The 12572-nt window shown below is 64.6% G+C and carries 13 protein-coding genes; 2 read left to right on the forward strand and 11 right to left on the reverse strand.

Annotation, left to right across the window (positions count from 1 at the left end):
- Positions 1–14: 14 nt before the first annotated feature.
- The 4 genes from gap to JQ632_RS06075 are packed head-to-tail and all read right to left on the reverse strand — an operon-like array spanning position 15 to position 4991.
- The gene (gene gap / locus JQ632_RS06060) at positions 15–1022 is read right to left on the reverse strand and encodes a type I glyceraldehyde-3-phosphate dehydrogenase (protein ID WP_212401374.1); all 1008 of its coding nucleotides are present in this window, start codon (positions 1020–1022) and stop codon (positions 15–17) included.
- The gene (tkt, locus tag JQ632_RS06065) at positions 1019–3049 is read right to left on the reverse strand and encodes a transketolase (protein ID WP_212401375.1); all 2031 of its coding nucleotides are present in this window, start codon (positions 3047–3049) and stop codon (positions 1019–1021) included. Before tkt ends, gap begins: the two co-directional genes overlap by 4 nt.
- Before the next feature lie 16 nt (positions 3050–3065).
- Entirely contained in the window at positions 3066–3941 is an 876-nt protein-coding gene (locus JQ632_RS06070; RefSeq protein WP_212401376.1) for a phosphoribulokinase, read from the reverse strand.
- Positions 3942–3953: 12 nt separating this feature from the next.
- Positions 3954–4991, reverse strand: coding sequence for a class 1 fructose-bisphosphatase (locus JQ632_RS06075; RefSeq protein ID WP_212401377.1), 1038 nt, complete (start codon positions 4989–4991; stop codon positions 3954–3956).
- A 119-nt stretch (positions 4992–5110) separates the two neighbouring features.
- Here JQ632_RS06075 and JQ632_RS06080 point away from each other — a divergent pair, with 119 nt between their 5' ends.
- Together JQ632_RS06080 and JQ632_RS06085 are read left to right on the forward strand one after the other, a co-directional pair.
- Positions 5111–6082: a LysR family transcriptional regulator gene (locus JQ632_RS06080; protein WP_212401378.1), complete on the forward strand. Its 972-nt coding sequence runs from the start codon at positions 5111–5113 to the stop codon at positions 6080–6082.
- Between the two features lie 427 nt (positions 6083–6509).
- A complete protein-coding gene (locus tag JQ632_RS06085; protein ID WP_212401379.1) occupies positions 6510–7805 on the forward strand; it encodes a glycosyltransferase family 87 protein in 1296 nt (431 codons plus the stop codon).
- On the opposite strand, the gene JQ632_RS06090 is transcribed toward JQ632_RS06085, so the two are convergent.
- The 7 genes from JQ632_RS06090 to JQ632_RS06120 all read right to left on the reverse strand — a co-directional run bounded on the left by JQ632_RS06090 (position 7751) and on the right by JQ632_RS06120 (position 12539).
- Positions 7751–7957 (reverse strand): hypothetical protein, encoded by a 207-nt coding sequence (locus JQ632_RS06090; RefSeq protein WP_212401380.1) that lies wholly within the window; start codon positions 7955–7957, stop codon positions 7751–7753. The two genes, JQ632_RS06085 and JQ632_RS06090, sit on opposite strands and share 55 nt — an antisense overlap.
- Positions 7958–8074: 117 nt before the next feature.
- The gene (locus JQ632_RS06095) at positions 8075–8494 is read right to left on the reverse strand and encodes a DUF4118 domain-containing protein (RefSeq protein ID WP_212401381.1); all 420 of its coding nucleotides are present in this window, start codon (positions 8492–8494) and stop codon (positions 8075–8077) included.
- A gap of 179 nt (positions 8495–8673) precedes the next feature.
- Complete coding sequence (locus tag JQ632_RS06100; RefSeq protein ID WP_212401382.1) at positions 8674–9348, reverse strand: hypothetical protein; 675 nt, start codon at positions 9346–9348, stop codon at positions 8674–8676.
- Between the two features lie 221 nt (positions 9349–9569).
- On the reverse strand, positions 9570–10445 hold the full coding sequence (locus JQ632_RS06105; RefSeq protein WP_212401383.1) for an amidohydrolase: 876 nt from the start codon (positions 10443–10445) through the stop codon (positions 9570–9572).
- Positions 10446–10456: 11 nt separating this feature from the next.
- Entirely contained in the window at positions 10457–10849 is a 393-nt protein-coding gene (locus tag JQ632_RS06110) for a RidA family protein (RefSeq protein ID WP_212401384.1), read from the reverse strand.
- A 24-nt stretch (positions 10850–10873) separates the two neighbouring features.
- The gene (gene hpaH, locus JQ632_RS06115; RefSeq protein WP_212401385.1) at positions 10874–11677 is read right to left on the reverse strand and encodes a 2-oxo-hept-4-ene-1,7-dioate hydratase; all 804 of its coding nucleotides are present in this window, start codon (positions 11675–11677) and stop codon (positions 10874–10876) included.
- A gap of 1 nt (position 11678) precedes the next feature.
- Positions 11679–12539: a fumarylacetoacetate hydrolase family protein gene (locus JQ632_RS06120; RefSeq protein ID WP_212401386.1), complete on the reverse strand. Its 861-nt coding sequence runs from the start codon at positions 12537–12539 to the stop codon at positions 11679–11681.
- Positions 12540–12572: the final 33 nt, after the last annotated feature.

The raw sequence follows: 12572 nt of genomic DNA on the forward strand, positions 1-12572 counted from the left end.
TTTGTTCTCGCAGCTCAGATCAGCCGGCCCATCGCGACCGCGGTGTCGGCCATGCGATTGGAAAAGCCCCATTCGTTGTCGTACCAGCTCATCACCCGCACCAGATTGCCGTCCATGACCTTGGTCTGGTCGAGATGGACGATGCTCGAGCGCGGATCGTGGTTGAAGTCGGTGGAGACGTTGGGTGCGTCGGTGAAACCGAGGACGCCCCTCAGGCGCCCACCCGCCGCTGACGTGACCGCGTCGTTGATCTCCTTCGCGGTCGTTGAGCGCTTCGCGACGAACTTGAAATCGACCACGGACACGTTCGGGGTGGGAACGCGGATCGCGACGCCGTCGAGCTTGCCCTTGAGCTCCGGCAGCACCAGGCCGACGGCCTTGGCCGCGCCCGTCGATGTCGGGATCATCGACAGCGCCGCGGCGCGGGCGCGATAGAGGTCCTTGTGAAAGGTGTCGAGCGTCGGCTGATCGCCGGTGTAGGAGTGGATCGTGGTCATGAAGCCTTTTTCGATGCCCACGGTCTCATCCAGCACCTGGGCGAGCGGCGCGAGGCAGTTCGTCGAGCACGACGCGTTGGAGACCACGATATGGTCGCTCGTGAGCTTCAAATGATTGACGCCGAACACCACAGTGAGGTCGACTTCGGTTGCCGGCGCTGAAACTAGCACGCGCCGCGCGCCGGCCTGAAGATGCGCGGCCGCCTTCTCGCGCGTGGTGAAGAGGCCGGTGCATTCGAGCGCGACGTCGACACCGAGCGCGCGATGCGGGAGTTGCGCTGGGTCCTTCACCGCCGTCACCTTGATCGGACCGTGGCCGACATCGATAGTGTCGCCGGCAACCTTCACCTCGCCAGGAAACAGGCCGTGGATCGAGTCGAAACGCAAGAGATGCGCGTTGGTCTCGACCGAGCCGAGGTCGTTGATCGCGACCACCTCGACGTCGTTACGTTTGGACTCGATGATCGCGCGCAGCACGTTGCGTCCAATGCGTCCAAATCCGTTGATGGCGACACGCAAGCTCATATTGCTTTTCCCTCTGTGCGACGGGCGACAGAACGCCTGGCCGCTTCTGCAATGCCTTGTGGGGTGATGCCGAATTCGCGGTAAAGCACGGGTGCCGGCGCGGAGGCCCCGAAACCACGCATGCCGACGAATTCGCCGTCCGCTCCGATCCAACGCGGCCAGTCGCCCGGCACCGCCGCCTCGATGCCGACGCGCGGCGCAACTCCGAGCACCCGCGCGCGATAGTCGTCGTCCTGCTCTTCGAACAGGGCGAAGCACGGCGCCGAGACCACCGCCGCGCGGATATGCTCGGTCGCAAGCAGGCGGGCGGCCTCGATCGCAAGCGAGACCTCCGAGCCGGTCGCGATCAGCGTGACATCGCGACCGCCGTCAGGCGTAACGACCAGATAGGCTCCGCGCGCGACGCGGTTCTTGCCGCGCGCATCGCTGCGGAAGGTCGGCAAGGCCTGGCGCGACAGGCACAGCACCGAGGGCCGGCTCGTCGCCTCCAGCGCACACTCCCAGGCTTCCAGTGTCTCCACCGCGTCGGCGGGGCGGAACACCAGGAGATTCGGGATCACGCGCAGCGCGGCGAGATGCTCGACCGGCTGATGCGTCGGGCCGTCCTCGCCAAGCCCGATGGAATCATGGGTCATGACATGGATGACGCGGAGCTTCATCAGCGCCGCCAGCCTGATCGCCGGCCGGCTGTAGTCGGAGAACGCGAGGAACGTGCCGCCATAGGGGATGAAGCCGCCATGCAGCGCGAGGCCGTTCATCGCGGCCGCCATGCCATGCTCGCGGATACCATAGTGGATGTAATCGCCGGCGAACGCGCCGCGCTTGACCGGATGCTGACTCTTGGCATGCGTCAGGTTCGAATGCGTCAGGTCCGCCGAACCGCCGACGAGGCCCGGAATGGTGGCAGCAATGCCGTCAAGCACCTGATGCGACGCCTGTCGTGTCGCAAGCTTTGGGCGCTCGGTCGCAAAGCTCTCGCGCAATTTTGCCGAGGCCTGGGCATAGGTATCAGGCAGGGCCACCGCCTTGCCCTCGATGAACTGCTCGCGCTGCGCAGGCGTCGCGTCCTCGTAGCGATCAAGCCAGGCGAGGCGATCGACCTGCCCGCGCTGCCCGATCATCCGCCATGCCTTCATGATCGGGATCGGGACGACGAAGGGCTGATAGTCCCATTCCAAAGCCCGCCGCGCCGCCGCGGTCTGCTCGGCGCCGAGCGGCGCGCCATGCGCCTTCTCGGTGCCCTGGCGGTCCGGTGCGCCATAGCCGATGATAGTGCGGCACGCGATCAGCGACGGCTTTTCGGTCGCGCGCTCTTCAGCGATCGCCTGGGCGACCGCCTCGGAATCGTGGCCATCCACGCGGCGCACCGACCAGCCCGAGGCGGCAAAGCGGGCGAGGTGATCGTCCGAGGTCGACAGCGACGTCGATCCATCGATGGAAATGCCATTGTCGTCGAACAGCACGATCAGGCGGGACAATTGCAGATGGCCGGCGAGCGAGAGCGCTTCCTGGCTGATGCCTTCCATCAGGCAGCCATCGCCCGCGATCACATAGGTGAAATGATCGACGAGACCGTCGCCATGCCGTGCATTCGCCATGCGCTCGGCGAGCGCCATGCCGACCGCAGTCGCGATCCCCTGCCCCAGCGGGCCGGTGGTGGTTTCGACACCCGGTGTGTGACCGTATTCCGGGTGGCCCGGCGTCCTCGAGCCCCATTGCCTGAAGGCCTTGATGTCGTCGAGGCTGACGGCGCCGCCGGTGAGATGGAGCAACGCGTAGAGCAGCATCGAACCGTGGCCCGCCGAAAGCACGAAGCGGTCGCGGTCCGGCCAGTTCGGATGCGCGGAGTCGAATTTCAGGAAGCGCGAGAACAGGACGGTCGCGACGTCGGCCATGCCCATGGGCAAGCCGGGATGCCCGGACTGCGATTTCTCGATGGCGTCGACCGCGAGGAAGCGGACGGCGTTGGCGAGATCGCGATGACTGACCGCGGTGGTATCGGCTTCGGCGTGGACCGAGATGTTCATCAGATCCTCCCGTTCTTCACTTCAGGCTGCGCTTGCGTTCGATGAGCTGCATGATCAGCGGCGTCAGGATGAGTTGCATCGCCAGGTCGAGCTTGGCGCCCGGGCACACGATCGAGTTCGCACGCGACATCCAGCTTTGCGGTAGCATCGAGAGCAGATAGGGGAAGTCGATACCGCGCGGGTTCTTGAAGCGGATCACGACCATCGATTCGTCCGGCGTCGGGATCCAGCGCGCGATGAAGGGATTCGACGTATCCACCGTCGGCACGCGCTGGAAGTTGATGTCGGTCTCGGTGAATTGCGGGCAGATGTAATGGATGTAGTCCGGCATGCGCCGCAGGATCGTGTCGGTGACCGCTTCGGTCGAATAACCCCGTGCGCTGCGATCGCGGTGCAGTTTCTGGATCCATTCGAGATTGATGACCGGCACGACGCCGATCTTTAAGTCAGCATAGCGCGCGACGTTCACGCGGTCGGTGACGACCGCGCCATGCAGCCCCTCGTAGAACAGCAGGTCGGAATTCTCCGGGAGCTGCTTCCACTCGGTGAAGGTGCCGGGCGCAGCGCCGTGCAATGCGGATTCCTCGGCATCATGGACGTAGTGCCGCGTCGTCGCGGTGCCGGTCTCGCCATAGTCGCGGAACGCCCGCTCCAGTTCCTCGAACAGGTTCGTGTCCGGGCTGAAATGGCTAAAGTGCTTGTTGCCGCGCTCGGCCTCCTGCGCCATCCGCACGCGCATCTCGGCGCGGTCATAGCGGTGGAACGCATCGCCCTCGATGTAGACGGCGTTGACGCGCTCACGGAAGAAGATCTGCTCAAAGGTCTTCTTGACGGAGGTCGTGCCTGCGCCGGAAGAGCCGGTGATGGAGATGATCGGATGCTTTCGGGACATGCGACACCTCGCTCACAGCCGGAAGAAGCCGCGCCGCGCGAACAGCGGCGCCGAGACACTGGCGACGAGAAGCGGATCGCAATGCAGCTCCTCGACGCGGCGCACCTCGTGGTGCGATCCCATGATCAGGGGCACACGCTGGTGCAGATTGTGCGCGGCGAGATCCAAGATGCGCTCGCGCCCGGTGGAGGCCACGCCTCCGGCCTGCTCCATGATGAAGGCGACCGGATGTGCCTCGTAGGTCAGGCGCAGGCGGCCGTCGCCATAGCCGGGCCGCGCGTCGGACGGATAGAGGAACACGCCGCCGCGGGTGAGGATGCGGTAGGCTTCCGCGACCAGCGAGCCGATCCAGCGCATGTTGAAATTGCGGTTGGCGGGGCCGTCGACGCCGGCGAGGCATTCGTCGACGAAGGCCCGAACGGGCGGATCCCAGTGTCGACGGTTCGAGGCGTTTATCGCGAACTCCTCGCTTGTCTCAGGGATTTGCACGCCGCGACGCGCCAGGCGGAAGCATTTTTTCGCGCGGTCGTAGGTGAAGACGTCGACACCTTCACCGAGCGTGAGCACCAGCGAAGTCTGCGGACCATAGGTGACGAAACCGGCCGCGAGCTGCGCGGTGCCGCGCTGGTGGAACGCGAGGCTCAGATCATCCGGCGCGGGCAGGACCGAGAAGATCGTGCCCACTGTCATGTTGATGTCGATGTTGGACGAGCCGTCGAGCGGGTCGATCGCGACGCAGATCTTGGCCTGACGGTCGATCATCTGCGGCTCGCGCATTTCTTCCGAGGCGAGCGCGGCGATCGGCTGCCTGACGAGGCAGCGGCGGATGATGGCGTCGGCCTGGACGTCGAGGTCGCGCTGCAAATCGCCGTCGCTGTTGCGTCCCGTCGTCAGGCCGGACGCGTCCGAAAACTGTCCCGTGCTGGTGAGGTCGGCGATTTCGATCGCGGCCGCCGCGATGGCATCGACCGCCGCGGCAACGGCAAGCGCATGCGGCGCGGTTTCAGAATACCGCTGAAGATAGTCGTCCAGCCTGAGTTGCCCGGTCATCTGCGTCCGTCCCCTTGCGGCCGCCGCCTTGGTTGCCCCGCTCTCGCGAGGGTGGGCGGTCGGTCCCAGCACGGAAGAAGTTGACAGAGCCGGCCTAATAAGGAAAATTTCTATTCATAATGAGCGCCAAAGAATTTTCTTATAATACCCACCCGGCGACGCAGCTCCGGCATCTGACGATCCGGCAGCTCCGCTCGCTTGCGGCGCTCTCGGCCAAGGGCAGCGTGACCGCCGCCTCGACCCATCTCGGCCTGACCCAGCCGGCAGTGACGCAGCAGCTCCGTCAGTTGCAGGATCTCGCCGGGTTGCCATTGGTGCAGCGGACCGGTGACGGCATGTTGCTGACGGCTGCGGGGCGCGAGGTGCTGGCGCTCGCCGATCGCGTCGAGGCGGCGATCGCGGATTGCCAGGGCGCGCTCGATCTTCTGGCGGGCCGCACCGGCGGCACGGTGCATCTCGGCGCAGTCTCCACCGCAAAATACTTCGTGCCGCACGCGATCGCGGAGTTCTCAAAACGCTTTCCGAAGATCGAGATCAAGCTGACCATCGGCAATCGCGAGGAAATCCGCGAGGCCATGCACGGCTACGATCTCGACTTCGCGGTGATGGGTCGGCCACCGGCCGACGTCACCGTCGACGTCCGCCAGTTGGGCCGCAATCCGCATATCATCGTCGCCCGCAAGGGACACTGGCTCGCCAAGGACCGGGGTCTCAACCTCACCGATCTCGTGCACGAGACCTTCCTCACCCGCGAGCCCGGCTCGGGCACGCGCACGCTGATGGAGGGCATGTTTCAGCGCTCCGATCTCGAACCGATCATCGGCATGGAGATGAGCAGCAACGAGACCATCAAGCAGGCGGTCATCGCCGGTCTCGGCATCGCATTCATCTCGGCGCACACGGTCGCACACGAGCTCGCGGAGGGCCGGCTCATTATCCTGGACGTCGCGGGCCTGCCCATCGTGCGGCAATGGTACGTGATCCGCCGCAGCGACAAGATCCTGCTGCCGCCGGCGCAGGCGATGTTCGATTTCCTGGGATCCGAGGGATCTGCCTACCTGCCCGACGTGCCGGAGCTGCGCGGGCGGTAGCGCGAAGGCGCGTTCAGCTCATCAGTTTCATGATCAGCGTTGCCGTCAGCACGAAGATGATCTGCAGCAGCCGTTGCGTCGTGAAGATGCGGTTGAAAGTTGCCATTGCGCGCCCCTGGCCGATGCACCGACGATTCGGCCCACGCGCTTTGCTATCATATGCGCTGCGCAGTCAGGCAACGCCCGCATCGACGCCCGGATGGTTCCGCAGGTTCCCAACGCGCTGCTCCGGTCGATCTCTGCGGGAGAATTTTAGAGCTTCGTTAAGCCTAAACCGTCCGCCCGTGTTGCAGATTCCATTTCTACAACCCGAAAGTGCATTTCTCTTAAGAAATATCCAGCAATCATTGGCAATTCGCAGCGCTGTACGCGAGCGCGGGGCTTGCAGCAGCACGGACAGTCATTTCTGCCAAAAGGGCATCCATTCATGCTGGTCAAGGGATTTGCGAAGACACTAGAGCTGGCGCAATCCTCGGAAGCCAAGCGTACCATGTACACACGCCTCGTGCTCGGGGCGGTGGCGATCAGCGTTCTCGCCAAGACGGCGTGGTTCTCCCGATTGGGATCGCTGGAGCAGCGCGGCCTCGTCGATTTCGACGACTTCCACATCGTCGCGCAGCGCGTCTGGCTCGGCGACCTGCATCAGGCCTATCAGCTCGACCGCCTGCTGCAGATGCAGATCGAGGCCTTTGGCGTCTCGAACTTCATGCCATGGACCTATCCGCCGCAATTCAGCCTGCTGATCGCGCCATTCGCGCTCCTGCCGGTGGGGCTCGCTTATTTCCTGTTCACGGCCGCAACCCTCGTCTTCTTCCTGATCACGCTGCGGTCGATTGCGGGCAACGCGTTCGCGCTGGTCCTGGTCGTGCTGTTTCCTACGCTCGCCGTCACGCTTGCCTGCGGCCAGAACGGATTCTTGACCGCAGGACTGGTCGGCCTCGTCTGCCTCAATGGCGAGCGGCGCGAAACGTCGAACAAGGTCTTCGCCGGCCTTGCGCTTGCGGCCATGGTGATCAAACCGCATCTCGCCGTGGCGATGGCGTTCTATCTCCTGATCACCCGACGCTGGATGACGCTGGCCGTCGCCGCGACCGGCGTGCTGGCGAGCTCCGCGCTCTGCACGGCGGTGCTCGGGCCGCAGATCTGGACCGCGCTGCTTGGCGCCGTCAGGGATTCGGCGACCTATCTCGAACATGGCGACTATCCGCTGTTCCGGATGATCTCGGTCTACGCGGCGCTGCATACGCTCGGCGTGCCGCCGGCGCTGGCGTTCTGGGGACAGGTCGTCGCGGCCGGCCTCGCGCTGCTTGCCATCGTCGCTGCGGTGCTGCGCAACTTGTCGACGCGCACCGCGCTCGGCATCGCCGCCATGGTGTCGGTGATGCTCAGCCCCTACGCCTATGATTACGACCTTCCGATTGCTGGGATCGGCCTGGCGCTGCTGCTTCCCGATCTCATGCGGATGGGCAGCTCAGGCGAACGGGGCACCATGTATGGACTGATCTTCATCGCCGGCGCCTATGGGATGCTGCAGACCGCGGGTCTCAAGGCGTTCTATGGTGCGAACGATGCTGCGAGCCATCAGTTGATCCCCGCCATCGGCGGGGTCGCGATGGCCGCGCTGCTTGCGGTCTTGCTGCGCTTGCTGCTGCGGCGGCAGGGCGCCGGTCAGGCCGCAGCCAATTCCGTCGCCGACCAGCGGCTTTCGCAGCCGGCAAAGTAAGCTTCGAGCTCGGCAAGCGCGCGCGATTCCCATTCGCTGGCCTGCTCCAAAAGGGACCAGCTCTGACGCGGCCGGAACGCCGCCGTCTGGCGATGCAGCGAGGCGATCGCACGGTAGCGGCGCACATTCTCCAGGATGGCTTGTCCGTTCATGTCCCAAACTCCCCTTCGTCCATTCCGGAGCCGAAGGTGCGACAGAACAATTTTTGAAAAGTTAGCGGCGGAAGAAGAGCGGGAGGATAGTTTCCGAACTGTTGCGCGCCGGCCACGTCACCGCGAGCGCGGTGCGGTGTTCTCGCTCGTCGCGTTCAGATCGCCGCGGCCGATGATCGCCACGGTCTGGCGGCAGAGGTCAGCCAGGCCGATCAACAGCACGCTGAACAGGAAGAACAGGTTGATGTCATGCGCATAGGCAATGGTCAGCGGGCTGAACTCGAAGAACGGCGGCATGAACGCCCACCACACCAAGGGAATGCTGAGCAGAATGGCAAACACCGCGGCGGGAGCGCCAACCAGAATTCCCACGACGAAGATGCCGGGCAGGAAGGCCGCGAAATAAAGGTCGGCGCCAAGGAGAACGCACACGCCCTGAAAAACCGCTGACGCCATCACGACCAGGGCGCCGAGCGCAAACGCCCGCCACGACCATGGCTGTATCTCCAGCAGAGGAACCAGTCCCACGCGACTCATAACTCGCCCTTGGGCTCCCTTTGGGCCTCCCTCTCAGCCCTCTTTACTTGATTTGGCGAGCAGAAAGGCCGCTCTTGTTGCGGGAAAGTTACACCAACGGCACGGGTTCGGCGATAGGCCGCGGAGCGGAAAATACGCCCCTTGGTAAACCGACCGCGCCGCCGGCGCGCCGGGAATCCCTAGCGCAGGATCCGAAGCCGGTGCTCGGCTCCGAGGTCGCCGCTCAGCGCGTGCGCGACGGTGTAAGCGGCTTCGTCCTTGGCGTGGATCCGCCGGACCTGAAACGCGAGGATTGCTGACATCTGCGTGTCCAGCCCCTGCCCCGCCAGGTGCCGTGCCATCAGGTCCGCACTCTTCCAGTCCGAAGCACGCCGGTGGACGTCCAGGAGCCTCAGCTTGAGTTCGACCGAGTTTTCGTCATGCCCCTTCAGGTAGCTCGCCGCGCGCCTGCGCAAGGATCGCGCGGCTTCCCGGAGGTCGCGATCATCCGCATCCCACGCTGCGCAGATCGCGTTGGCGAAGGCGCGCTCCCGATGGCCTCCGAGCGAGTCGAGCACCGCGCGAAGCAGAAAGCGGCCCGACAGGCGCGAGACATAGGGCCCGTGACGCAGCACCTGATATCGATCGGTCTTGACCAGCCGGCGATCGCTCTCCCCGGCTTGACCGAGGTCGGCTGCGACGTAACCGCAATGCAGACATTCCTGGAGCCAGCTCTCCATGGTGGAGCGCATCGTCTCAGGCGGGCGGTGATCGAGATCGCAGGCGCCGAATTCGCTGCTGGCCGGTGGGAGTGCTTGTGACGAGTGCTCCCCGCAGCACGCGCACCGAACATTGCTCGGTTGAACGGCGGTCATTGCGTCATCAACCTGGCGGCTGGGGCGACGAACATCTCAAAGGGGCGGCATGAACACATCGTCCAATCACCTAGACGATGCCCACATGAACGACATGACCCAAACGGGGCATAAGAGATGGTAACTTAATACCTACAACTCTCATCCATTCGAATATCTTCGTTGCAGAAGGCGTTCACTGGCCTTGCTCCCCACCCGCGCGCCGGACCAGCTATCCGGCCCTAGCCGTCGAACCCAAACAGCTTCGCGGGATTGTGCACGAGGATCTTTTCCAGCGTCGCCTGATCCGGCGCGTAGCGATACATCAGCTCGAGCAGGTCGGCATCGTTGGGCGGTTGCACGACCGAGACAGGGTGCGGCCAGTCGCTCGCCCAGACGCAGCGGTCGGGCGCCGCCTCGATATAGGCCCGCGCGATCGGGATCACGTCGTCCCATGGCGGGCCTGCCTTCGAGGTCTTCTCGCCGAGCGACAGCATCACCCAGAAGTTGCCCTTTGCGAGCAGCTCCAGCATCTTGCGCAGGTTGGGATCGTCCTTGCCGCGCACGGGCTCGGGACGCGCCATATGGTCGATCAGCACCGGCACGTCGAGCGACTGGTATTTCTCGGCGCTCGACATGATGCCATCCTTCTCGGGCTGGATTTTTGCGTACCAGCCGAGCTCACGGATCCGCGCGATGGCGCGAGCGAAATCCGCATCCGACAGCACAGCGCCGAGCTCCTGGCGGAAGCTGAAGCGCGCGCCGCGGACGCCGGCGTCGTGCAGCTTCGCAAGATAAGCGTCGTTCGCCTCGGCAAACACCAGCCCATTGGCGCAGCCGCGATAATTCGGCCCCATCGCGGCAAGGCCGTCGAGCACGACGGCATGATCGGCGCCGTAGGTCGTGGTCTGCACGATGATGCCGCGCTCGATGCCGAGCGCCTTGTGCATGCGCAGCGCCGCTTCCCAGGTCGCGGTCGGCATCTGGTAGGCCGCGCCGGGCCGTACCGGATATTTCTCCACCGGGCCCAGCACGTGAAACTGGCTGTCGATGGTTTTCGGCGGCGGCAGCCTGGCGGGGCGGCGCGGATTGGGATCGAACGGCAGATAGGTCGGCATGCGAAGTCCCCTCAATCGATGACGGCGGTGAAGTCGCACTGCACGAGTGCGCCGCCCTCCATGTCCATCGGCAGTGCGTGGCGCGCCGGGCGCGAATGCTCGTCCGGAAACATCTTCAGCCACTCAGCATTCAGCGGGCCGCGCTGCGAACGGTCCTTCAACCACACCGTCATCTTGATGATATCGTCGGTGGTCCCGCCCGCGGCTTCCACCGTCGCCTTCATGTGCGCGAACATGTTGGCGCATTGCGCCTCCAGGCTCTCCGGCATCGCTCCGCACGCGCCATCGCGGCCCAGGATGACGCCGGACATCACGAGATTGCCGATGCGGCAGGCATTTGGAATCGGGTTGGCATGCTTGAAGCCGCCGATGTGAATGCTCTTGCGCCGCTGATGAGCCGTCATGAGCTAACCTCCTGATTTACCGGGTCAGACGAATTGGCATGAGACCGAGCCGAACGCGCCATAGTCCGCGTGGAACGTGTCGCCGCGCCGGATGTCCACCGGGCGCGTGAACGACCCCGCCAGCACGACCTCGCCGGCCGCGAGATGCTCGTCATGCGGTGCCAACCGATTGGCAAGCCAAGCGATGCCGTTGGCCGGGTGGTTGAGCACGCCAGCGGCAAGGCCGGTTTCCTCGACCTCGCCGTTGCGGAACAAGAGTGCGCCGATCCAGCGCAAATCCGCCTCAAGGGGACGAAACGGCCGGCCGCCGAGCACGAGCGCGGCATTCGCCGCGTTGTCCGAGATCGTGTCCACCACCTTGCGCGCCTTCCCCGTCTCTGGATCGACGCGATGCATGCGCGTCTCCAGGATCTCGAGCGCCGGCGTCACGTAGTCAGTCGCATTGAGCACGTCGAAGATCGTGCAATCCGGCCCGCGCAGCGGCGCCTTCAGCACGAAGGCGAGCTCGACCTCGATCCGCGGCGCGAGAAAGCGATCGAAGGGAATGGGACCTGCGTCCGGATAGAACATGTCGGCGAACAGCACACCGTAGTCGGGTTCGGCAATGCCGACCGCGTTCTGCATGGCCTTCGATGTCAGGCCGATCTTGTGTCCCCTGACGATGCGGCCGCGGTCGAGCTGAAGCCTCGTCCAGGCACGCTGGATCGCGTAGGCATCCTCGATCGTGAGATCTGGATAGTCGCGCGTGAACATGGTGATCAGCGATTTGGTGCGCTCAGCCTCGTCCAGCCGTGCCGCAAGGCCTGCGATCGTGGCGGCGTCGAGCATGCTATTGCTCCGCGGCAACGACGTTACGCAGCACGCCAATGCGTGACGACTCGACCTCGATGACGTCGCCCGCCTTCAGCCAGCGCGGCGGATCGAAGCGCGCACCCGCGCCGGTCGGCGTTCCCGTGACGATCATGTCGCCGGGCTTCAGGGTGGCGAAGGTCGAGAGATAGGCGATCAGGAAATCGAACGGGAACATCAGCCGTTCCGTCGTGTCCTGCTGGCGCACCTCGCCGTTCACGCGCGTGATGATGTCGTGCGGACCGCGCGGATCGAGCTCGTCCGCCGTGACGATCCAGGGGCCGATGCTGCCGGAACGATCGAAATTCTTGCCTTGCGTGACGTTGAACTTGCCGTGGCGCAGCCAGTCGCGCACTGTGCCTTCGTTGCACAGGGTCATCCCGAAAATGTGCGACCAGGCTGCCTCGCGCGGAATGTGGCGACCGCCCTTGCCGATCACGATGACGAGCTCGCCCTCATAGTCGAGCTGCTCGGATACCTTTGGCTTCTCGATCGGCTGGCCGGAGCCAACCATCGAGGACGGGCTGCGCACGAACAGGCTCGGATATTTCGGCAGGTCGGAGTTGTCCTTGTATTCGGCGTTGCGCTCGGCGTAGTTGACGCCGATGCACCAGAGTTTTTCCGGTGCCGGAACCGGCGGAAGCAGGACCACATCGTCGAGCGCAAAGTCCGGCTTTTGTCCGGCCACCGCCGCCTGCGCCTTCGTCAGCGCGTTCGCCGCGATCAATGCCTTGACGTCAGAGAAGTCGCGACCGATCCGCTTCGTCAGATCGATGACGCCGCCCTCAACCGCCGCGCCGTAACGCGGCTCTCCATGCACGAGGTAGCTCACCAGACGCATTGTCGTTCCCAATCATCTTTCATGGCCGCGCAG

It is taken from the genome of Bradyrhizobium liaoningense, assembly GCF_018130955.1.
Lineage (GTDB): Bacteria > Pseudomonadota > Alphaproteobacteria > Rhizobiales > Xanthobacteraceae > Bradyrhizobium > Bradyrhizobium liaoningense_C.